Origin of the sequence: Microbacterium sp. CCNWLW134, assembly GCF_037083565.1 — a bacterium.
GTDB lineage: Bacteria > Actinomycetota > Actinomycetes > Actinomycetales > Microbacteriaceae > Microbacterium.
Map to the genome: position 1 here is coordinate 1622525 of NZ_JBAOJU010000001.1, position 19709 is coordinate 1642233.

18 protein-coding genes are annotated in these 19709 nt (G+C 68.9%); 3 read left to right on the top strand and 15 right to left on the bottom strand.

The genetic code is table 11. The features are described from left to right. Positions 1–115: 115 nt before the first annotated feature. From V6S02_RS07710 to V6S02_RS07750, 9 genes are all read right to left on the bottom strand, one after another. Positions 116–463 carry a bacitracin resistance protein gene (locus tag V6S02_RS07710; RefSeq protein WP_124293461.1) on the bottom strand — a complete coding sequence of 116 codons (348 nt, stop codon included), beginning with the start codon at positions 461–463 and terminating at the stop codon, positions 116–118. Continuing rightward, on the bottom strand, positions 460–1008 hold the full coding sequence (locus V6S02_RS07715) for a DNA polymerase III subunit gamma/tau (protein WP_336400799.1): 549 nt from the start codon (positions 1006–1008) through the stop codon (positions 460–462). The genes V6S02_RS07710 and V6S02_RS07715 overlap by 4 nt, the downstream gene beginning before the upstream one ends. A 27-nt stretch (positions 1009–1035) precedes the next feature. Beyond that, the gene (locus V6S02_RS07720) at positions 1036–4278 is read right to left on the bottom strand and encodes a lamin tail domain-containing protein (RefSeq protein WP_336400410.1); all 3243 of its coding nucleotides are present in this window, start codon (positions 4276–4278) and stop codon (positions 1036–1038) included. Between the two features lie 74 nt (positions 4279–4352). Beyond that, a complete protein-coding gene (gene ilvC / locus V6S02_RS07725; protein ID WP_124293463.1) occupies positions 4353–5381 on the bottom strand; it encodes a ketol-acid reductoisomerase in 1029 nt (342 codons plus the stop codon). A 91-nt stretch (positions 5382–5472) separates the two neighbouring features. Next, positions 5473–5982: an acetolactate synthase small subunit gene (gene ilvN / locus V6S02_RS07730; protein WP_124293464.1), complete on the bottom strand. Its 510-nt coding sequence runs from the start codon at positions 5980–5982 to the stop codon at positions 5473–5475. 1 nt (position 5983) lies between these two features. Next, positions 5984–7792: an acetolactate synthase large subunit gene (locus V6S02_RS07735; protein ID WP_124293465.1), complete on the bottom strand. Its 1809-nt coding sequence runs from the start codon at positions 7790–7792 to the stop codon at positions 5984–5986. A gap of 46 nt (positions 7793–7838) precedes the next feature. Further along, the gene (gene ilvD / locus V6S02_RS07740) at positions 7839–9557 is read right to left on the bottom strand and encodes a dihydroxy-acid dehydratase (RefSeq protein WP_205782930.1); all 1719 of its coding nucleotides are present in this window, start codon (positions 9555–9557) and stop codon (positions 7839–7841) included. A 9-nt stretch (positions 9558–9566) separates the two neighbouring features. Then, the gene (gene otsB, locus V6S02_RS07745; RefSeq protein ID WP_336400411.1) at positions 9567–10367 is read right to left on the bottom strand and encodes a trehalose-phosphatase; all 801 of its coding nucleotides are present in this window, start codon (positions 10365–10367) and stop codon (positions 9567–9569) included. Further along, on the bottom strand, positions 10364–11773 hold the full coding sequence (locus V6S02_RS07750; protein WP_336400412.1) for an alpha,alpha-trehalose-phosphate synthase (UDP-forming): 1410 nt from the start codon (positions 11771–11773) through the stop codon (positions 10364–10366). Before V6S02_RS07750 ends, otsB begins: the two co-directional genes overlap by 4 nt. 125 nt (positions 11774–11898) lie before the next feature. Between V6S02_RS07750 and V6S02_RS07755 the strand changes: the two genes are divergently transcribed. Further along, positions 11899–12159, top strand: coding sequence for a hypothetical protein (locus V6S02_RS07755; RefSeq protein WP_124293468.1), 261 nt, complete (start codon positions 11899–11901; stop codon positions 12157–12159). 22 nt (positions 12160–12181) lie between these two features. On the opposite strand, the gene V6S02_RS07760 is transcribed toward V6S02_RS07755, so the two are convergent. The 3 genes from V6S02_RS07760 to V6S02_RS07770 are packed head-to-tail and all read right to left on the bottom strand — an operon-like array spanning position 12182 to position 14803. Next, entirely contained in the window at positions 12182–13366 is a 1185-nt protein-coding gene (locus tag V6S02_RS07760; protein ID WP_336400413.1) for an acetyl-CoA C-acetyltransferase, read from the bottom strand. Beyond that, positions 13363–14016 carry a CoA transferase subunit B gene (locus tag V6S02_RS07765; protein WP_205782931.1) on the bottom strand — a complete coding sequence of 218 codons (654 nt, stop codon included), beginning with the start codon at positions 14014–14016 and terminating at the stop codon, positions 13363–13365. Before V6S02_RS07765 ends, V6S02_RS07760 begins: the two co-directional genes overlap by 4 nt. Before the next feature lies 1 nt (position 14017). Further along, positions 14018–14803 (bottom strand): CoA transferase subunit A, encoded by a 786-nt coding sequence (locus tag V6S02_RS07770; protein ID WP_124293470.1) that lies wholly within the window; start codon positions 14801–14803, stop codon positions 14018–14020. Between the two features lie 109 nt (positions 14804–14912). Here V6S02_RS07770 and V6S02_RS07775 point away from each other — a divergent pair, with 109 nt between their 5' ends. Continuing rightward, positions 14913–15704, top strand: coding sequence for an IclR family transcriptional regulator (locus tag V6S02_RS07775; protein WP_124293471.1), 792 nt, complete (start codon positions 14913–14915; stop codon positions 15702–15704). A 232-nt stretch (positions 15705–15936) separates the two neighbouring features. Here the strand turns inward: V6S02_RS07775 and V6S02_RS07780 are convergent, their stop codons facing one another. From V6S02_RS07780 to V6S02_RS07790, 3 genes are all read right to left on the bottom strand, one after another. Continuing rightward, a complete protein-coding gene (locus V6S02_RS07780; RefSeq protein ID WP_336400414.1) occupies positions 15937–16839 on the bottom strand; it encodes an alpha/beta hydrolase in 903 nt (300 codons plus the stop codon). Further along, the gene (locus tag V6S02_RS07785) at positions 16836–17588 is read right to left on the bottom strand and encodes a 3-hydroxybutyrate dehydrogenase (protein ID WP_124293473.1); all 753 of its coding nucleotides are present in this window, start codon (positions 17586–17588) and stop codon (positions 16836–16838) included. Before V6S02_RS07785 ends, V6S02_RS07780 begins: the two co-directional genes overlap by 4 nt. Positions 17589–17839: 251 nt before the next feature. After that, positions 17840–18346 (bottom strand): hypothetical protein, encoded by a 507-nt coding sequence (locus V6S02_RS07790; protein ID WP_336400415.1) that lies wholly within the window; start codon positions 18344–18346, stop codon positions 17840–17842. A 379-nt stretch (positions 18347–18725) separates the two neighbouring features. On the opposite strand from V6S02_RS07790, the gene V6S02_RS07795 reads away from it, so the two are divergent. Next, positions 18726–19610 (top strand): thermonuclease family protein, encoded by an 885-nt coding sequence (locus V6S02_RS07795; protein ID WP_336400800.1) that lies wholly within the window; start codon positions 18726–18728, stop codon positions 19608–19610. Positions 19611–19709: the final 99 nt, after the last annotated feature.

Consider the following 19709-nt stretch of genomic DNA (forward strand, 5'->3'; position numbering starts at 1 on the left):
GTGCGGGCGCGAGCGGCGACGAGCGGCTGAGGGATGTCCCGCCGCACAGGGGGCGGGCAGCTGTCAGCCTATCGCGCGGGCTCGGGGGCCTCCGACCGTATGACGTCGGAGGACGTCACCCCAGAAGCTGGGCCCCGTACGTGTAGGCGTAGGCCAGGACGTTGACCCACAGCACGGCGACGACGGCCAGGCCGACCAGCAGAACGAGGGCGAACTCGCCGAGCGGTCGTCGGTAGCCCACCGCGAATGCCACCCCGAAGGCCACGATCGGGAAGACGATGGTGAACCCAAGCACGGCCCAGCCGAGCGCGTTCAGACCGAGCGGACCCGATGCCTGCGCGACGAGGAGGGTCACGGCGTTCCAGACCACGTAGGCGTAGAACAGCCCGAAGGCACCGCTGACGGCGACGGTGACCCAGACGGGCCGCCGTCGGGCGGGGGTGGCGGTGGAGGCGGTGGTCATGATCCGAAGGCTCCCACGACGATGAACGGCCAGGGGATGAGCAGGACGACACCGGCTGCCAGGAGCACCCAGCGCAGCCACGACGCGGAGCGGCGCGTGAGCGTGTAGACCGCGGTGAACCACAGCGCGGGAGCGGCGACCGCGAGCCCGACCGCGGCGGCGTTGCCCGTGGTCCACACCGGCGGCGCGACACCGTCGCCCGAGACGAGGAAGGAGGCGATCCCGTGGACGCGGAGTCCGCCGATCAGCCACCCGATCGAGAAGAGCAGGTACACCCCGCCGAGGATTCCGAGGGCGATGAGCGACGCGTTGCCCATTCCGCCGGGCGCGGTGTCCTCTGCGGGCTCGTCGTCCACGGGCACGCGCGCCGGCGTATCCGGTGCTGTCTCCAGCGGAGTCTCCGGGGGAAGTCCGTCGCTTCCCTTCCCGACCGCGCGGTACCCCGGCGGCAGGGCGGTCGCGGCGCCCGCGGTCGCGGCGGGCGGGTCGACCGGGGCGGGGTCGTCGTCGCCCTCCCACCGGAACGCATCCTCGTCGCGTGACATCACCGGTCCAGGGTATCGGCCCGGGGGTCAGCCGACCGTGACCGCCGCGGTGTGCACGCCTTTGGGGTACTGGAGGCTCAGTGGGACGGCGAATTCGTCGTCGACCGCGGTATAGCGATTCTGCAGGCCGCGATCGAGCACGTTCCACGGACGCTCGTTGGAGTGGATGCCGTCGGTGCCGTTGTCCGGGACGAACTGGGTGTAATCGAAGGGATGACTCGCCGAGGCGTCGAGGGTGACGGAGAACGTGTCCACCGCCAGCATCCCTCCCGCGAGATCGATCTGGAGCAGTCGCTGGAAACCCGTGGCGCGCTCCCCGGTGGGTGTGCGGAACTCCTGGTAGTCGGCGACCGCCTCGACCACGGTGTGACCGGGGATCCCCCCGGCATCCTCGGTCACGATCGCACCGATCCCGTGGAAGTGACCCGACAGGACGAGCACGACGTTGCGGTTCGGAGCGATCACCCGCTCCCACAGCATGTCGGCGTGAGACAGCCACCGCGAGGAATTCGACCGGGCGGCCGGTCCGCCGTGGCCCTTGGGCGTGACGTGCTCGTGGGTGGCGATCACGACGTTCGCGTCGGGATGCGCGGCGACGACGTCCTCCGCCCAGGCGACCTCGGGCTCGCCATAGGCGTAGGGCAGGCTCACCACGACGAATCTCGCGCCGTCGGCGGTGAAGGCCGACCAGCTCGCCCGGTTGTCACCGGGCGCGATCGACCCGCCGTACCAGCCGGCGTCGGCGTACCGGTCGGGACCGAAGTACTCGTTGAACAGATCGTTGGTCAGCCCGCGCTTATTGTCGTGATTGCCCGGCAGAACGCTGTTTGCGACCTGCGCGTCGAGCTCCGCCTGCAGCTGCGAGGCGATCTCGAACTCGTGTCGTGCGCGTGCTTCGCGCTGATCGGGATCGACCCAGCTCTGGATCAGATCGCCGGTGTGGATCGCGAAGTCGATCTTGCGGGACTCGGCGTTGGCGAGGATCCATTCGATCTCGGCGGCGTACACCTCCGGATAGCTCTCCGACAGGTACTGGGTGTCGGTGATGTGCGAGAGCGCCAGGTCGTAGTCCTGGGGATCGGCGAGTCCGGTCGCAGCGGGGATCGTCGAGGTCCGGGGGACCACCTGGACGAGGATCTGCGCCGCTCCGTCGGACACCTCCGCCGCGTCCACCACGCCGCTGAGAACCACGGGCGCGTCGGGCTCGGCGCCTGCGGCCGTGCGGTCGCCGACCCCCTTGTCCAGGAGCCGCCAGGCTCGATCACCTGGCTGCCACACCGACAGGGCGACCGCGCTGCGTCCGACCACACGTCCGGACCACCTCACCTCTCCCCCGCCCGGGTCGAGCGCGAGCCCGAAGCGCACGTAGGGCAGGTCGTAGCCGTCGTCGCGGCCGTGGAGGGCGTCCGGGTCGTCGCTGGGCACCTCGCCGTCGGCCGAGACCGTCGCGAGGGGCGCCGGCGAAGACCCCGAGAACGCCCACCGGACCTCGGCGGGCGCGCCCTGGCGCGACCCGCCCTCGCGCCAGGTTGAGCGGGACTCCGCGAGTGCAACTGGAACGGCCACGGAGTGAAGGCCGGTACGAACGGCATCCTCGACCAGCGACGCCGGCTCCACACTCGGGTGCCGGTCGATGACGCCGGGGGTCGCGACCCCGACGACGAAGTCCTGTATGTCGCTGCCGGTGAACCCCGTGCGCTGGTAGGTCTCCCCGCGAAGTCGATCCGGCGCGAACGTGGCCAGGGCGAGCCCGTTCGTGCACGGGCTCACCCGTTCGACGCTCTCGTCCATCTCGTTGCGATGGTAGATCCCCACGCTGTCCACCCGGCGACCCAGGTCGTCCTCCACCCACACGCCCGCGCCGTGGAGCGCGAACGGGGTGTCGAAGGTCGCGTCCCCGGCGACGTCGGTGCCCGCCAGGACGGCGACCCACGTCTCGCCGGGGGCGAGGATCGTCCCGGCCGGAACGGTCGCCAGATCGTCGAAGGCCCGGAACCCGTCCGCTGTGCACGCGATGAGCCTCCACCCGGAGATGTCCTGCGCGGTGTCGGCGTAGTTGCCGAGCTCGACGAAGGCATGCCGTCGAATGCCTGGCACAGCGAGGGCGGGATCGGTGGCGACCTCGCTCAGGGCGACTCCGGGTGAAGCGGGCGGCGCGGGCGATTCTGCCTGCCGCAGATCGACGGTCGCGTTCGGCAGGCCGGGCGTGCGACCGGCGACGAGCCAGTCGCCGGTCGGGGTCTTCTGCCAGCTCTGGCCGGACCGATGATCTAGGATCCCGTCGAGCCGCGCGGGTCCGGTCTGGCAGGCCGTGTCGTGCTGCGCCGACACGGTCACACCGTCCACCCGCCGGCCGTCGTCGTCGACCAGGAGGGCTCCAGAGACGAGATCGGCGAGCGAGATATCCGTGCGAATGTCGGGGGTGCCGGGGTACTCCGGGCCCGCGATCAGCACCCGCTCCCCGGCGCCGATCGACCGACCGGGGGCGAAGAGATGTTGGAGCGTGTCGCCCGAGGCCTCGCCGAGAGCCGTGCAGCGGTAAAGGCGCCATCCGCCGACATCGACCGGCGCCTCGCCGGCATTGTGAAGCTCGACGACGTCGTCGCCGTGTCCGCCCGGCCCCGCGGCAGCGATCTCGCTGATCTCGACGGCGGGCGCCCGCCGCGTTCCCTCCCCGCTCGGTGGCGCGCCGGGCGTCGCGGGCCCTCGGATCCACGTGCCATCCGCGGTGCGCTGCCAGCTCTCCCCGAGGGACCAGGCGAGCGCGACCGGCACGTCGACGTCACCGCACTCGCTGAGTCCGGACTCCCGTCCTCCGGACGGGTATGCGGCGACGTCGTCGGCGACCTCGCCGTCCGGACCGACGAGGACGAGCCCGAGTCCGCGCGTCGACATCGCCTGCGAGAACACCGCGTCGGGAGGCTCGGCCAGGTGGGCCGTCATCTGAGCGACGACGAATCGCTCGCCGGATTCGAGGATGATCTGGTCGAGAGGGGTCTCGGGGTTGGACGCCTTGGCCCGGAGGCCGTCCTCGTCGCATCGGAACACCGACCAGCCCCGCAGTGAGACGGACGCCGCGGAGGTGTTGTGCAGCTCGAAGAACGCGCCGCCAGGACCGCCGGGACCGCCGTGGGTGATCTCGCTGATGACGACGTCGCCCGGTGCGGCGGTCCGGGCTTCGCCGTCGGCAGCCACGCTCGGAGCCGGGAAGGCGGCGAGGAGGATCGAGATCAGGAGCGAGGTGGCCCCGAGGGGCACGAGCGTCCGCACGAGACGACCCTGGTGGACCGCGGTGAACGCGGCCCACCAGGGTCGGGATACTCAGGTGAACGGAAGACGGATGCTCAGCGCGCCGCGGACCCTTCCGTGTAGTCCGCGTCGGTCTGCTTCCACGCGAACAGCGAGCGCAGCCCCCGGCCGACCTCCTCGATCGGATGCTGAGCCGCCTTCTCGCGGAGAGCGAGGAATTCCTGGCCGCCGTTGTCCTGGTCGTCGATGAAGCGCTTCGCGAAGGCTCCGGACTGGATGTCGGCGAGGACGCCCTGCATGTTCTCCTTCACGTGCGGGTCGATCACGCGGGGGCCGGAGACGTAGTCGCCATACTCGGCGGTGTCCGACACCGACCAGCGCTGCTTGGCGATGCCGCCCTCCCACATCAGGTCGACGATCAGCTTCAGCTCGTGAAGCACCTCGAAGTACGCGATCTCGGGCTGGTATCCGGCCTCGCTGAGGGTCTCGAACCCGTACTGGATCAGCTGCGACACCCCACCGCACAGCACCGCCTGCTCGCCGAAGAGGTCGGTCTCGGTCTCTTCGGTGAAGGTGGTCTTGATCACGCCGGCGCGGGTGCCGCCGATCGCCTTGGCGTACGACTTCGCCACGTCCCACGCCTGACCGGACGCATCGTTCTCCACGGCGATGATGTCGGGGATGCCACGACCGGCGACGAACTCACGGCGCACCGTGTGTCCGGGCGCCTTGGGCGCCACGAGGATCACGTCGACGCCCTCGGGCGCCTGGATGTAGCCGAAGCGGATGTTGAACCCGTGGGCGAAGGCAAGGGTCTTGCCGGGGGTCAGCTTGTCCTTGATGTGGTCGGTGAAGATCCCGCGCTGGTGCTGGTCGGGCGCGAGGATCATGATGAGGTCGGCCCACTCCGCCGCATCCGCGACGTTCTTGACCTCGAAGCCCTCCTCCTGTGCCTTCTCGGTCGACTTCGACCCGTCCTTCAGCGCGATGACGACCTCGACGCCCGAGTCGCGGAGGTTCAGCGCGTGGGCGTGCCCCTGCGAGCCGTAGCCGACAATCGCGACCTTCTTGCCCTGGATGAGCGAGAGGTCGGCGTCGTCGTCGTAGAAGATCTCAGCTGTCATGACGGTCTTTCTCCTTGATGTGATTCCGGTCGTTGCGTTTCGTCTCGCTTCGCTCGCTCAACGACCGGGAGCGGCTTGCGAAAAAAGGGGTTCAGCCGCGGAGGACGCGCTCGGTGATGCTCTTGCCGCCGCGCCCGATGGCGAGCAGTCCCGACTGCGCGAGCTCTTTGATGCCGAACGGCTCGACCGCGCGCAGGAACGCCTCGATCTTGCCCTTGTCGCCGGTGATCTCGACCACGACCGCATCGGGGGCGTAGTCGACCACCGAGGCGCGGAAGAGGTTCACCACCTCGAGCACGTTGGACCGGTTGGCGTTGTCGGCACGAACCTTGACGAGCATGTGCTCCCGCTGGACGGATGCCGTGGCATCCAACTCGACGATCTTGATGACGTTCACCAGCTTGTTCAGCTGCTTCGTCACCTGCTCGAGCGGAAGTTCGTCGACGTCGACCACGACGGTGATGCGAGAGAGGCCGGGGACCTCGGTCACACCCACGGCGAGGGATTCGATGTTGAACCCGCGACGGGCGAACAGCCCCGCGACGCGGGTGAGGAGACCGGGCTTGTCCTCCACCAGGAGGCTCAACACGTGGCTCGACATGTCACATCTCCCGCTCGAAGGCCGGCGAGTGGTCGCGGGCGTACTGGATGTAGCTGTTGCTGACGCCCTGCGGCACCATCGGCCACACCATCGCGTCCGCGCTCACGACGAAGTCGATGACGACCGGACGGTCGTTGGTCTCCAGCGCCGTCTGGATGGCGGCGTCGACGTCCTCAGCCCGCTCCACGCGGATCGCGAGGCACCCGTAGGCCTCGGCGAGCTTGACGAAATCGGGGATGCGGATGGTGTCGTGCCCGGTGTTCAGGTCGGTGTGCGAGTAGCGGCCGTCGTAGAACAGCGTCTGCCACTGGCGGACCATGCCGAGGGAGGAGTTGTTGATGATCGCGACCTTGATCGGGATCTTGTTGATGGCGCAGGTGGCGAGCTCTTGATTGGTCATCTGGAAGCATCCGTCACCGTCGATCGCCCAGACCACGCGGTCGGGCTCGGCGACCTTCGCGCCCATCGCCGCCGGCACCGAGTAGCCCATCGTGCCCGCCCCGCCGGAGTTCAGCCAGGCGTTCGGACGCTCGTACTTGATGAACTGCGCGGCCCACATCTGGTGCTGACCCACGCCCGCGGCGTAGATGCCCTCCGGTCCGGTCAGTTCCCCGATGCGCTGGATGACGTACTGCGGGGCCAGGAGCCCGTCGGTCGTCGGGGCGTACCCCAGCGGGAACTCGTCGCGCAGTCCGTCGAGGAACGACCACCACTGGGCGATGTCGGGGGCCGCATCGGCGCTCGCCGCGCGGAAGGCCGCCTCGAGATCGGGCAGCACCTCCTTCAGGTCGCCCACGATCGGCACGTCGGCGGCCCGGATCTTGCCGATCTCGGCGGGGTCGATGTCGACGTGCACCACCTGGGCATCGGGCGCGAAGAGCGCGGCCTTGCCCGTGACGCGGTCATCGAAGCGCGAGCCGAGAGCGATGAGGAGGTCGGAGTCCTGCAGGGCCAGAACCGCCGGGACCGTCCCGTGCATGCCGGGCATACCGAGGTGCTGGGGGTGGGAGTCGGGGAAGGCGCCGCGGGCCATGAGCGTCGTCACGACCGGCGCGCCAGTGGCCTCGGCCAGCGACCGCAACTCGTCTGCGGCGCGGGCGCGGATCACGCCACCGCCGACGTAGAGCACGGGCTTCTTGGCCTGCGCGATCAGCTGCGCCGCGGCCTGGATCTGCTTTCCGTGCGCCCTGGTGACCGGTCGGTAGCCCGGGAGGTCGATCTTCGGCGGCCACTGGAAGGGAGCTTCGGCCTGCTGGGCGTCCTTGGTGATGTCGACCAGCACCGGGCCCGGTCGACCCGTCGCGGCGATCTCGAACGCCGCCGCGATGGCACCGGGGATGTCCTCGGCGCGCTTGACCAGGAAGGAATGCTTGGTGATCGGCATCGTGATGCCGACGATGTCGGCCTCCTGGAACGCGTCGGTCCCCATCAGATTGGAGAAGACCTGCCCGGTGATGGCGACCACGGGCACCGAGTCCATGTAGGCGTCGGCGATGGCGGTGACGAGGTTCGTCGCGCCGGGACCCGACGTCGCGATGGCGACGCCGACCCGTCCGGACGCCGAGGCGTAGCCTTCGGCCGCATGGCCGGCCCCCTGTTCGTGACGCACGAGGATGTGACGGATCTCGGAGGTGTCCATCAGCGGGTCGTAGACGGGGAGGATCGCGCCCCCGGGCAGACCGAAGACGTCGGTGACGCCGAGCAGTTCGAGGGAGCGGACGACCGCCTGCGCGCCCGTGAGCACGGGCGCGGACGGGGCCGCGGTGCGAGCGGGAGGCCGGGGAATGGCCGTGGCGGATTCGGCGGGCATGGTGAGGGTCCTCACAGATGGGTGGAACGGATGCGGGAAAGCGGGCCTAACCGGTGACCGCGCCCTCCGCTGCGGAGCGCACGAGTCGCGAGTACTTGGCCAGAACGCCACGGGTATAGCGCGGGGGAAGGGGCTCCCAGCCCTCGCGGCGGGAGCTCAGCTCTGCGTCATCGACGAGTAGGTCGAGAGTGCGAGCCGCGATATCGACCCGTATCAGATCACCATCGCGCACGAAGGCGATGGGACCTGCGTCCACCGCTTCGGGTGCTATGTGGCCGATGCACAGGCCGGTTGTGCCGCCGGAGAATCGACCGTCCGTCAAGAGTAGTACATCTTTTCCGAGGCCTGCGCCCTTGATGGCCGCGGTGATGGCGAGCATCTCCCGCATCCCGGGGCCACCCTTCGGCCCCTCGTAGCGGATGACGACAACGTCGCCGGCGGAGATCTGCCCCGCCTCCAGGGCGTCCATCGCGGCGCGCTCGCGTTCGAAGACCCGCGCAGGCCCCTCGAACACGGCGGCGTCGAAACCGGCGGTCTTGACCACGGCACCCTGCGGGGCGAACGAACCGTGGAGGATCGTGATGCCGCCGGTGGCGTGGATCGGGTCATCGAAGCGGTGGATGACATCGCCGTCGACGGGGTCGGGATCGAGGTCGCGGAGGTTCTCGGCGAGGGTCTTCCCGGTGACGGTCAGGGCGTCGCCGTGAAGGAGGCCCTCATCGAGCATCGCCTTCATGACGACCGGGATGCCGCCGTGGCGGTCGACGTCGTTCATCACGTACTTCCCGAAAGGCTTCATGTCCGCCACGTGAGGGACCTTGTCGCCGATGCGATTGAAGTCGTGCAGGTTCAACTCGATCTCGGCCTCGTTGGCGATGGCGAGGAGGTGCAGCACGACGTTCGTGGATCCGCCGAGCGCCATGGCCAGGGCGATGGCGTTCTCGAAGGCCTCCTTGGTGAGGATGTCGCGCGTGGTGATTCCCTGCTTCAGGAGGTTCACCACGGCCTCGCCCGAGCGACGGGCGAAGTAGTCGCGGCGACGATCCGCCGAGGGCGGCGCGGCCGACCCCGGCAGGCTGAGCCCCAGCGCCTCGGCCACCGAGGCCATGGTGTTGGCGGTGTACATCCCGCCACACGCTCCCTCACCCGGGGCGAAGGCGCACTCGATGCGCTTGAGGTCGGCCTCCGACATCCGCCCCGCCAGGCACGCGCCCACGCCCTCGAAGGAGTCGATGATGGTGATCTCCTTCTCGGTGCCGTCCGAGAGTTTGACCCATCCGGGTGCGATCGAACCGGCGTAGAGGAAGACGCTGGACAGGTCGAGGCGGGCGGAGGCCATCAGCATGCCGGGGATGGACTTGTCGCACCCGGCGAGCAGCACCGAGCCGTCGAGCCGCTCGGCCATCATGACGGTCTCCACCGAGTCGGCGATCACCTCACGCGAGACCAGCGAGAAGTGCATGCCCTCGTGACCCATCGAGATCCCATCGGAGACGGAGATGGTCCCGAACTGCAAGGGGTATCCGCCGCCGGCGTGAACGCCTTCCTTCGCCCCCTGCGCGAGGCGGTCGAGGCTGAGGTTGCAGGGAGTGATCTCGTTCCAGCTCGAGGCGATGCCGATCTGGGGCTTGTCCCAGTCCTCATCGCCCATCCCGACACCGCGGAGCATGCCGCGCGACGTGGTGGCCTCGATCCCATCGGTGACGACGCGACTGCGGGGCTTGATGTCGATGGCGGACGGGTCGGGGATGTCGGAGCGCACCATGATCGCAGTCTATTCCCGTCGTGAGACCCGCCGTTCCGCGAGACCGCGCAGGGCCTGGGCCAGTGCGGCGATGTCTGGCACGCTGATCGTCGCAGCCGTCTCGCCGGTACCGACGTGGACGCCCAGATCGTCGTCTCCGAGGCTCCGCAGCGCGTCTTCGTCGGTGACGTCGTCACCCGCGAAGAGCACGGCGGTCGCTCCGATCCGCTCGCGGAGAGCGGCGACGGCGGTGTCCTTCCCCTCATGCCGGAAGGCGTACTCGACGATGTTGTGCCCGGTGCGGCGACGCCAGTGCGGAGCCTCGTGCACGACCATGTCGTCGATGGCCTCGCGCGCGCGGTCGGCGTCGTCGGGGGCGGCGAGTCTGCTGTGGACGGCGAAGCCGAACGTCTTGGGCTCGACCCACACGCCGTCGAAGACGGCGGTGATCGCCTCGGCCTCGGCACGGAGCCGGTCACGGAGCGCCTTGTCGTCGGCGTCGTCGGGGGTCGACGCGGCGCCGCCGTCCGGGCTCCAGAACTCGGCGCCGTGGGACCCCGCGAGCAGGATCGGCGAGTCGTCCTCGTGTTCGCCGATGACCCGCAGATCGTGCAGGCTCCGCCCGGATACGAAGGCGACGACCGTCTCAGGGGCGGCGACGAGCGCGTCGACGGCCGCGCGCGCGTCATCCGTCATCCGCGCATCCATCGGCTCGTCCAGCAGGGGCGCCAGCGTGCCGTCGAAGTCGAGTGCGACGAGGAGCCGCGGCGTGGCTGCGAGGCGGTCGAGCTCGTCGCCGATCCGGGAGTGGTCGGCGTGCGGTGCCGTCATCGGTCGGCCCGCCGGTGCGCGACGTCCGCGAGGGCGTCGAGGAACTCGCGAGACCAATCCTCGACGTCGTGCTCCAGCACGCGCTTGCGCAGTGCCCGCATCCGCCGACCCTGGTCGGCGCCGGGCATCTCGATCGCGCGGACGATGGCGTCCTTGAGACCGTCGATGTCGTGAGGATTGATCCGGATGGCGCTGCCGAGTTCGTCGGCCGCGCCGGCGAACTCGCTGAGCACGAGCACGCCGCGGTTGTCGACGCGACTGGCGACGTACTCCTTGGCCACGAGGTTCATCCCGTCACGAAGGGCGGTCACGAGCATCACGTCGGATGCGAGATAGAGCGCGACCATCTCTTCCCGGGGATAGGACTGGTGCAGGTACCGGATCGCGGTGTGGTCCATGGTGTCGTGATCCCCGTTGATCCGCCCCACGGTGAGCTCGATCTCGTCGCGCAGCTGAACGTAGGCTTCCACCCTCTCGCGGCTGGGGCTGGCGACCTGGACGAGGGTCACGTCCTCGACGCTCACCCGTCCGTCCTGGAGCAGTTCGCCGAACGCCTTCAGCCGGTGACGGATGCCCTTGGTGTAGTCGAGCCGGTCGACGCCGAGGAGGATCTTCCTGGGGTTTCCCAGGCTCTCGCGGATCTCCGCCGCTCTCGCCTGGATGTCAGGGCGACGGGCCATCTCGATGTAGGAGTCCGCGTCGATCGAGATGGGGAACGCGCGGGCCAGCGCGATGCGCTCTCCCCCGTCAGGCAGCGGGACGGTGATGCCGCTCGCCTTGGTGTCCAAACGCAGCTGGCGGCGCACCGCGCGGGCGAAGTTGCCGGCGTCCTGCACCCGCTGGAACCCGATGACATCGGCGCCGAGCAGTCCCTCGAGCACCTGGCGACGCCACGGAAGCTGCGCGAACAGACCGTAGGCGGGGAAGGGGATGTGGTGGAAGTAGCCGATCGTGAGGTCGGGGCGCTTCTCACGGAGAAGCTGCGGGACGAGCTGAAGCTGGTAGTCCTGCACCCACACGGTCGCGTTCTGGGCAGCCACCTCCGCCGCGGCGTCGGCGAACCGCTCGTTGACCGAGACGTACGCGTCCCACCAGACCCGCCGATAGCGCGGAGCACTGATGACGTCGTGGTAGAGCGGCCAGATCGTGTCGTTCGAGAACCCCTCGTAGTAGTTCTCGACCTCGTCGGCGTCCAGGCGGACCGGGTGGAGGTGCGTGCCGTCGAAGTCGAACGGCTCGACGTCGAGTCCGGGTTTGCCGGCCCATCCGACCCAGGCACCGTGCGTGCGGCGCATGACCGGCTCGAGCGCGGTGACGAGGCCGCCCGGCGACCGGCGCCACCCCCCGTCGGGGTCTCGATCGACCGGAAGTCTGTTCGCGACGACGACGAGCGGGGCTTCAGACACACGGACTCCTCACGAGGCGGACGGCTTGTCCCCAGGCTATCGGTCGGCGTCTTCGGGCGCCGTGGGGGCGGTGGGGGTTGTGTCAAGGTCGGGACTGTGGCTAGCGGTCGCGATAGCGTGGCGCCATGCGCTCCTACCTCTTCGGTTCCGGCATCATCAGCGCCATCACCGGCGGCCTGGCACTCCTCCGCGGGCTCCGCAACGGTGAATCCTTCACGTGGCGCATGGCCCTCGCATGGCTCAGCTGGGGCATCAGTCTCGCGCTGGCGATCGGAACGATCGTCGACACGCGGCGCGCGGCGCGCGGGAAGAACATCGATCTGGACTCCCCGGTGAGCGGGCGCGAGGACAAGCTCATGAAGAAGCGCGCGCGTCGCGGACGCTGATCACCGGAAAGTCGCCGGGATCTCAGCGCGTGAGGATCAGGGCATCCCCCTGGCCACCGCCACCGCACAGCCCGACAGCGGCGGTGCCGCTCCCCCGGCGGACCAGCTCGTGCACCGCGTGGACGACGAGCCGGTTGCCCGAGGCGCCGATCGGGTGACCGATGGCGATGCCGCCGCCATGGGGGTTGATCACCTCATCGTCCAGGCCCAGCTCCTGCTGCGACCGCACCACGACGGCAGCAAACGCCTCGTTGATCTCGACCAGGTCGAGCTCGGCGGGCTCGATCCCCTGCCGGCGGCACGCCTGCGCGATCGCACGCGACGGCTGCGAGTGCAGCGAGTTGTCGGGGCCGGCGACCTGTCCTGCCGCGCCGACCACCGCCAGCACGGGCCATCCGTTCTCGTCGGCGTGCGATCGCGAGGTGAGGACGACCGCGGAGGCGCCGTCGGAGATCTGCGAGGAATTGCCCGCGGTGATCGTGCCGTCCTTCGCGAAAGCGGGACGCAGGCCGGCGAGGGTCTCGACGGTGGTGTCGGGCCTGATCCCTTCGTCCGCCGCCACCACGATGGGCGCGCCCCGGCGCTGCGGCACCTCGACGGGCACGATCTCCGCGTCGAAGATCCCCTCACGCTGGGCCGCCGACGCGCGCTGATGAGACCGGGCCGCGACGGCGTCCTGTGCCTCGCGGGTGATCCCCAGCACACCGTTGTGTCGCTCGGTGGAGGCGCCCATGCTCTCCGCGTCATACGCATCGGTCAGCCCGTCGTACGCCATGTGGTCGAGCACCTCGATCGACCCGTAGCTGTAGCCGTCGCGGGAGTTCATCAGCAGATGCGGGGCGCGTGTCATCGACTCCATTCCCGCGGCGACCACGACGCGCGCGTCACCCAGGCGGATCATGCGCGCGGCATCGATCACGGCTGTGAGGCCCGACAGGCACACCTTGTTGACGCTGCTCGCGTGAACCTGCCAGGCGATCCCCGCCCCGATGGCCGCCTGTCGCGCGGGATTCTGGCCCGCTCCTGCGGCGAGCACCTGGCCCACCAGCACCGCGTCGACGGCATCGGCGGCGATCCCTCCCCGCGCGAGCGCACCGGCCATCGCCGCGCTGCCGAGCTGCACCGCGGTGAGCGGTGCGAGTTGGCCCTTCAGCCGTCCCTGCGCGGTGCGGGCTGCGGCGACGATGACGACGTCTTCGTGGTTCATGCGTGCTCCTCGAGGTTCTTCGTAACGATGAGCGGCGGCTCGGTCTTGGACCGCACCTCGTCCACGCTGACACCCGGGGCGAGCTCGGCGAGCACAAGCCCCTGGGACGTGACGTCGATCACCGCGAGATCGGTGATGATGCGATCCACAACTCCGCGCCCGGTCAACGGCAGCGTGCATTCGAGCACGATCTTGGGTGATCCGTCCTTGGCCACGTGCTCCATGAGGACGATCACCTTGGCTGCGCCATGGACGAGGTCCATGGCGCCTCCCGGGCCCTTCACCATCTTGCCGGGGATCATCCAGTTCGCCAGATCCCCGTGCCGAGAGACCTGCATCGCCCCCAGGATCGCGGCGTCGATCTTGCCGCCGCGGATCATCCCGAAACTGGTCGCGGAATCGAAGAACGCCGATCCGGGAAGAACGGTGACCGTCTCTTTGCCGGCGTTGATCAGGTCGGGATCGACGTCCGCATCGGCCGGATAGGGTCCCACGCCCAGAATCCCGTTCTCGGACTGCAGGACGACCTTCACCCCCGCCGGCAGGTGGTTGGGAACAAGGGTCGGCAGACCTATTCCGAGATTGACGTACGCGCCGTCGCGCAGCTCCCGAGCCGCGCGCGTCGCCATCTGGACCCTCGTCAGTGCCATGTCAGCGCCCCTCCTTCGCATCCGATGCCGCGACCGTGCGCTTCTCGATGCGTTTCTCGACCCCGGTGCCGACCTCGATGATGCGATGAACGAAGATCCCGGGGAGATGGATCTGATCGGGGTCGAGCTCCCCCGGCTCGACGAGCTCTTCGACCTGCGCGATGCAGACCCTGCCGGCCATCGCGGCGAGAGGATTGAAGTTGCGCGCGGACTTGTTGAACACCAGGTTGCCCGCGCGGTCTCCCCGACGCGCGTGCACCAGGGCGAAGTCGGTGACGATGGCCTCTTCCAGCACGAACTCGCGAGGAGAGCCGTGCACGTCGAAGACCCGGACATCCTTCGGCGCCGAGGCCACGGCGATCGATCCGTCCGGGTGATAGCGGCGGGGCAGACCGCCCTCGGCCACCTGCGTCCCCACCCCGGTCTGGGTGAAGAAGGCCGCGATTCCCGAGCCGCCCGCTCGCAGCTTCTCTGCGAGCGTTCCCTGCGGGGTGAGCTCGAGCTCGAGCTCGCCGGAGAGGAATTGACGCTCGAACTCCTTGTTCTCCCCCACGTACGACGAGGTCATCTTGCGGATGCGGCGGGCCTGGAGGAGCACCCCGAGCCCCCAGTCGTCGACACCGCAGTTGTTGCTCACGACGCTGAGATCCGTCGTTCCCTGCGCGAGGATCGCTTCGATCAGGGCGATGGGGTTGCCCGAGAGGCCGAATCCGCCCACGGCGAGGCTCGCGCCATCGGGGATGTCGGCCACCGCAGCAGCTGCGGAAGCGAAGGTCTTGTCGATCACGCGCACTCCCCGGGGTTCGTCGGTCGGGTCCCTCCATCCTCGCCGCGAGAAGATCGCAGGACCACCCGGTGCTTGCGATGTGGATGATCCGGCGCGTACCGTCCACATCATGGACAGCGCCGATCGTCAAAGCGTTCCCGGCACCCAGGCGATCGGGCGCGCAGCCCGCCTGCTGCGGATCGTCACCGCCGCTGGGGGCGAAGGGGCCTCGATGAGGGACCTCGCCGCGCGCGCCGGCCTGACCCGGCCGACCGCGCATCGCATCCTCCAGGCGCTGCGGCACGAGGGACTGGTGGACTTCGACGAACGCCTCGGCAGATGGCTTCCCGGTCCGGAGCTCTACCTCATGGGAACGGTTGCCGCTGCTCGTTACGACATCACCGATCTCGCACGGGACATCGTGCGTTCCCTGGCTGTCCGCACCGAGGAGAGTGCCTTCCTGTCCGTGCGACGCGGGGACGAGACGGTGTGTCTGCTCCGCGAGGAGGGGAGCTTCCCCATTCGTTCCTTCGTGCTGTCCGAGGGGGTGCGCTTCCCGTTGGGAGTCGCATCGGCGGGCCTGGCCATCCTGTCGTTCCTTCCCAACCACGATGTGGACGCCTATCTCGAGCGCCATCCGGATCTCGCCGATCACTGGGGGGCGTCCCACGCACCGGCGCGGCTTCGCGCGCGCATCCGCGAGACGCAGGCGCGCGGGTACGCGGTCAACCCGGGACTCATCGTGGAAGGGAGCTGGGGACTCGGCGCCGCCGTCTTCGCCCGCGACGGCCATCCGCAGTGGGCGCTGAGCCTGACCGGCGTGCAGTTCCGATTCTCGGCCGACCGGCTCGCCGACCTCGGCAAGACTCTCCTCGCCCACGCCCACCAACTCACCGCGCGCATCGCCGCAACAGGGCGATGAGCGCTGCGCCGGCTGCGCATCGCAGACACCCGAGGCCTCGACCAGCAGGACGACGTCGCCTGTCACAGACGGGGTCATCGACGGCGAACTGCGAGAGGTGCTCTCCCTCATCGCGGAGCGACTCGGCACCGCACCGGCGGTGGCCGCCGCGAAGGACGTCAGCGGCCGGCTCGTCACGGACCTCGCCGCGATCCTCGATCGGATCACGCCCGCGCTGGTCGGCGCCTGCCCGTCACGCGGCTTGCAGCGCGCCGACGACCTCGTCGGCCACGACGGCACCACCCTCGGGGGTCAGCAGGATCGAGTAGTGGTTGAAGCCCGCGACGCGCCGGTGGGAGATGGCAGGTCGTTCTCGGACGACCGCCGAAAGATGGTCGGGCGCGTAGAGCCCCGGCTCCTCGTCTCGCAGGCCTCGCGGAACAGTGAGCAGCCTGGTCGGGTGCCCGAGCGCGTCCACGGCGGCGCGCAGAGCCGATCCCGTCGTGAGATCGACGGTGTCCTCGATCGTAACGGCCTCGCTCGTCGCGGGTCGCAGCGCGCCGTCACCGGCGTCGAGGAGGTCGTAGCGGAAGTAGTCCTCGAGCTCCGGCGTCCACGGCGGCGGAAAGGCCGGGTGCACGCGCCAGAAGCGCAGGTAGTCGGCCTCGTCGTCGAACCTCATGCGGAGTCGCGCGGCCGTGGGTCCGAGGATCGCGGCGACGGTCTCCTCTGGCGAGAGCCCCACGGGCGCCTGCAGGGGCAGGCCGCCGTCGACGAGCAGCAGCCGATCGAGGAGATCCGGATGCCGGTGGGCCAGCACCACCGAGACGAAGCCGCCCATCGAGTGACCGACGACGACGGGCACCCGTCCCGAGGTCTCGGCGAGGACGAGGGCGAGATCGTCGGCGTGGCGGGCCATACCGGCGGGGCGGTCTGCGGTGCTGCGGCCGCGGCCGCGCAGGTCGGGCGCGATGATCCGGACCCCCGGCAGCCTCTCGACGGTGTGCGCCCACACGCGGTGGGACGACGTCACACCGTGGACCGCCAGAATCTCTCCGCGCACAGGTCCGATCGGTTCCCACACCCCGACACGGAGGGCACCCCCGGGAACGGGGACATCGCGAGTGCGATAGCGGTGGAAACGATGCGCGTTCATCGCGCGGTCCAGCCGCCGTCCATCGTGTAGGAGGCCCCCGTGACCATGCCTGCGCTGTCGCCGACCAGCCAACCCACGAGGGAGGCGACCTCCTCGGGCTCGATGAGGCGCTTGACCGCCGTCTCGGTGAGCATGATCTTCTCGATCACCTCGTCTTCGCCGATGCCGTGGAGCCGAGCCTGGTCGGCGATCTGTCGCTCGACCAGGGGCGTTCGAACGTAGGCGGGACTGACGCAGTTGCTCGTCACGCCGGAGCGGGCGCCCTCGAGCGCCGTGACCTTCGACAGGCCCTCGAGTCCGTGCTTGGCCGTGACGTAGGCCGACTTGAATGCGCTCGCACGCAGGCCGTGGACGCTGGAGATGTTGATGATGCGCCCCCATCCCCGCCGGGACATCCCGGGCAGTGCCGCCCGGATGAGCAGGAAGGGACACTCGACCATGAGCCGCTGGATGTGCCGGAAGTCCTCCGGCAGGAAATCGACGATCGGGTTGACCCGCTGCATCCCGACGTTGTTGACCAGGATGTCGACATCCAGCCGGACGTCCTCCAGGGCAGCGGTGTCGGCCAGATCGACCACCCATGGCTCGGCTCCCAGCTCCTCAGCCACCGCCTCGGTCTGGTAGACGTGGTGATCGGCGACGATGACATGTGCACCGCGGCGGCGGAACTCCTTCACGCAGGCCAGCCCGATGCCGCTTGCGCCGCCTGTGACGACGGCGCGCTTTCCGTGCAGGTCGCTGTCGGTCATCCCGGCTCCTTCGCTCGCCGGCGCCGGCTCGAGCGGCGCCCGACCTCAGCGTAGGGCGTCGACGGGGAGGGACACACGAAACGCCCCGGCGAACCAGGGCGTTTGGTGAGGTGGTGCGCCCCCAGGGACTTGAACCCTGAACCCACTGAGCGTCCTCCCACCTCTCGCGTGAACAAATCGGGAGGGATAGCGGGGTCTATTCTTCGTCACGTCGGCCGGGTTATCCTTCCTCCGGTCGAGCAGGATGGAGCTTACTCGTGACCCTCCGACAGGGAGAGTTCGGTACGGAGGTGGCTGAGGCCGCGGTAGAGCGTCGGGAGGACGTACTCGCCCGCGACGTACGCCTCCACGAGGGGTTTCTTATCGCGGCCGTAATTAGCGACCATGAAGGGCTTCATGGCCTCCCAGGGCAGCCAACGGAAGGTCGACCCGGGCAGTAGGTCATCGGACGGCGGGACATCGTCACCGGGGAGCGTCGGCTGCTCCTCGTGAGACTCGACGAGCACGTCGTGCTCCATTCGCCCGCGAACGTAGATCAACGCCTGCAGCGTAAGTCCGTCGTCAGCGTCCGCACGATCCCAGAAAGCCGGCTGTCCATTCAGCCCGTTGAAGGCGCGATACATCGCTTGCAGCGCTGAGTCGATCGCGCGCCGGCCCTCATCGAAGTCCCCCTGACGAGCGACGTGACGCTCGATCGCGGCGTCCGCATCGTCGAGGTATCGACGGATGCGCTCGCTTCGCACGTCAGCGTCCGTCATCGAGCTGACGGGTTCGAGCCGACCGTGCGGATGAACACGAGGTTGCATCTGCGGCACACGTAGCCGCGCCCCGTGTCGACCGTCATCGTCCCGCACTCAGGACAGTGCGGCTGCTCCAGCCATTCAGCTCATCCACCGTTCAAGGGTAGGCCTGAGAAGGATTCACGCCACCTCCAGCCAAGCGTTTGCCAGTTCGGGTTGTAGTGTCATCGCAGTTGGGATCTGGGGAGGTCCCTGAGAAACGCATGGGGGACCCTTGGTGACTAGTCACTCGACCGCGCCTGGCGATGGCCTAAGCCCGCCGGCTCCGCAGCTGCCGCCGACCAGGACAAAGCGCCGCCTCCCGCTCTGGGCATGGATTCTCATCGGCCTGGTGGGCATGGTCGTCGGGATTCTGCTGTCGCCCATATTCGCGGTGATCTTCCTCGTGATACTCATCACCGGCATTGTCGCAATGGCGCGCAACACTCCAACTTGGCTTCGTTTCCCCAGCCGCAAGGCGGCGACATGGATCACAGTGGCTTCTGCGATCGGCTTCTTCGTCACCGGAAGCATCGCGAACGCGGTCATGAACGGTGCCGGAAATGAGGACTCTGTCGCAGTCGCCGAAGAAGCGCCGACATCAACCCCGAAGGCCCTCGCCGCTCCCATCCAGAGCGAGTCACCGACGCCGACGCCGACCGAGCAGAGTGCAGACCTGGTGGGTGTTGTAGATGGCGACACGATCACGACAAGTGCCGGTGACGTTCGCCTCATCGGAATCGACGCGCCCGAGCAAGGCGTGTGGGGTCATGATGAGGCCAAAGCAGAGCTTGCGGCCTTCCTGGGAGCTGGACCGCTGACGATGGTCCCGGTCGAGGGCCGGGACGACAAGGACCAGTACGGGCGACTGCTGAGGTACGTCCGCGTGAACGGCCAGGACGCGGGTGCGCACATGGTTCAGACGGGTTGGGCAATCGCGAAGTACGACAGTCGCGACAACTACGGCGGGCATCCGCTCGAGGGCGACTACGTCGCCTCCGACGCCGTGCACGAGATGCCGCCCCAGCCCGCCCCCGAGCCGCCTCCGGCGCCGGCGGCCTCTGCTCCCGCACCTGCCGCCCCTGCTCCCGCTCCTGAGCCCGCAGCTCCGGCGACCGATCCGCAGTTCGGCACCTGCGGTGAGGCTAACGACAACGGGTACGGCAACTATCAGCAGGGCGTCGACGTAGAGTACGGCTGGTATCAGGATCGGGACAAAGACGGTTGGGTGTGTGAGTTCTAGAAGGTATCCACCTGCCTTCTGAAAGCTCTTCAGGTTCCCCTGCATCGGTTCGGGCTTCAGCGTTACCGGCCGTCCAGCTTATCCACAGCGGTTCTCCTA

Excerpts from the sequence above, each read along its gene's own strand:
- V6S02_RS07710 (WP_124293461.1), bottom strand. The coding sequence starts at position 463 with ATGACCACCGCCTCCACCGCCACCCCCGCCCGACGGCGGCCCGTCTGG.
- V6S02_RS07715 (WP_336400799.1), bottom strand. The coding sequence starts at position 1,008 with ATGTCACGCGACGAGGATGCGTTCCGGTGGGAGGGCGACGACGACCCC.
- ilvC (WP_124293463.1), bottom strand. The coding sequence starts at position 5,381 with ATGACAGCTGAGATCTTCTACGACGACGACGCCGACCTCTCGCTCATC.
- ilvN (WP_124293464.1), bottom strand. The coding sequence starts at position 5,982 with ATGTCGAGCCACGTGTTGAGCCTCCTGGTGGAGGACAAGCCCGGTCTC.
- V6S02_RS07735 (WP_124293465.1), bottom strand. The coding sequence starts at position 7,792 with ATGCCCGCCGAATCCGCCACGGCCATTCCCCGGCCTCCCGCTCGCACC.
- ilvD (WP_205782930.1), bottom strand. The coding sequence starts at position 9,557 with ATGGTGCGCTCCGACATCCCCGACCCGTCCGCCATCGACATCAAGCCC.
- otsB (WP_336400411.1), bottom strand. The coding sequence starts at position 10,367 with ATGACGGCACCGCACGCCGACCACTCCCGGATCGGCGACGAGCTCGAC.
- V6S02_RS07755 (WP_124293468.1), top strand. The coding sequence starts at position 11,899 with ATGCGCTCCTACCTCTTCGGTTCCGGCATCATCAGCGCCATCACCGGC.
- V6S02_RS07760 (WP_336400413.1), bottom strand. The coding sequence starts at position 13,366 with ATGAACCACGAAGACGTCGTCATCGTCGCCGCAGCCCGCACCGCGCAG.
- V6S02_RS07765 (WP_205782931.1), bottom strand. The coding sequence starts at position 14,016 with ATGGCACTGACGAGGGTCCAGATGGCGACGCGCGCGGCTCGGGAGCTG.
- V6S02_RS07775 (WP_124293471.1), top strand. The coding sequence starts at position 14,913 with ATGGACAGCGCCGATCGTCAAAGCGTTCCCGGCACCCAGGCGATCGGG.
- V6S02_RS07780 (WP_336400414.1), bottom strand. The coding sequence starts at position 16,839 with ATGAACGCGCATCGTTTCCACCGCTATCGCACTCGCGATGTCCCCGTT.
- V6S02_RS07785 (WP_124293473.1), bottom strand. The coding sequence starts at position 17,588 with ATGACCGACAGCGACCTGCACGGAAAGCGCGCCGTCGTCACAGGCGGC.
- V6S02_RS07790 (WP_336400415.1), bottom strand. The coding sequence starts at position 18,346 with ATGACGGACGCTGACGTGCGAAGCGAGCGCATCCGTCGATACCTCGAC.
- V6S02_RS07795 (WP_336400800.1), top strand. The coding sequence starts at position 18,726 with ATGGTCGTCGGGATTCTGCTGTCGCCCATATTCGCGGTGATCTTCCTC.